Below are 997 nucleotides of genomic sequence, written 5' to 3'. Positions count from 1 at the left end.
CATTTGATGCGCTTAGCTAAAGAGATTGGCATCGAGGTGACTCATAGCAACGATTGGGCTGCGGCGCAGTCTTTGGGCAGAGATTTGGATGATTTTGACCGCATCATCGCGAGCGTGAACAATGCTCAGGATAGAGATGCGCTCTATGAGCTTGATGCGACAGAATCAGCCGCCAAACGGGTACTGTTTCTCGCCCCTTGCGGGATGGAGGAAGGGTTGGCATGGTCGTGCGAACGGGATCGTTTACTGCCGCAACCTGTCACGCAGCATAAACTGCAAACTCTGCTTTCTAGCAAAATACAAAAGCGTCGAGCGCTTTCCTCACAAGACAATCCAGATTTTTCTAATTTGCACCTTTTGGTTGCAGAAGACAGCCATATCAACCGAATCTTGATTGAAAAAATGTTGCAAGACACCGGTGTGAAACTGACGTTGGCGGAAGATGGTGTCGAGGCCGTTGAACTCTACAAGCAGCTTTCCCCTGATTTGGTGATTACCGATATTTCTATGCCAAACAAAGATGGTTTTGGTGTGACAAAAGACATTCGTGAGTTACAGGAAAACGGTGAGTTTCCTTGGTGTCCAATCGTGGCGTTTTCTGCTCACGCGATGCAAGAAGAGCAGCAAAAGAGTATTGCACTAGGGATGAATGATTACCTGACGAAACCAGTTCAGAAAAGCGATTTACTCGATATGATTGCGAAGTGGGGACGCCATACTCAAATGGCTGAAAAGCACGCCTCTGGTTAGTGCTTTTGTGAATCGTACTTGGCCCTAATAAAACGAGCATGTTGTTACGCATGCCCGTTTGTATTTATTGGTTGCTTATCGCGGATGGAGTCTTTTACAAGCTGTGCGGATCACCCAGAGCGAGTGCTACTTTGGAAGACGGACGTTTACCTAACGCACGGCAAATTTGCCAACCCGCTTCATTGATAATGTTGAGATCAATCCCCGTTTCAATGCCAAGCTGTTCACACAGATAAAGCACATCTTC

The 997-nt window shown here is 47.0% G+C and carries 1 protein-coding gene and 1 pseudogene; one reads left to right on the top strand and one right to left on the bottom strand.

Going from position 1 to position 997, the window contains the following annotated elements; translation table 11 throughout:
• Positions 1-750: response regulator (locus R7040_RS24965; RefSeq protein ID WP_318097349.1), on the top strand; the 750-nt coding region annotated here is incomplete at its 5' end.
• A gap of 94 nt (positions 751-844) precedes the next feature.
• On the opposite strand, the pseudogene R7040_RS24960 reads toward R7040_RS24965, so the two are convergent.
• Positions 845-997: pseudogene (locus R7040_RS24960) on the bottom strand (hydroxymethylglutaryl-CoA lyase); the annotation flags it as partial.

The sequence above is a fragment of the Vibrio sp. 1069 genome (assembly GCF_033340555.1).
The sequence above is the reverse complement of the archived record's forward strand: the minus strand, read 5'-3'. Positions and strand labels throughout refer to the sequence as shown.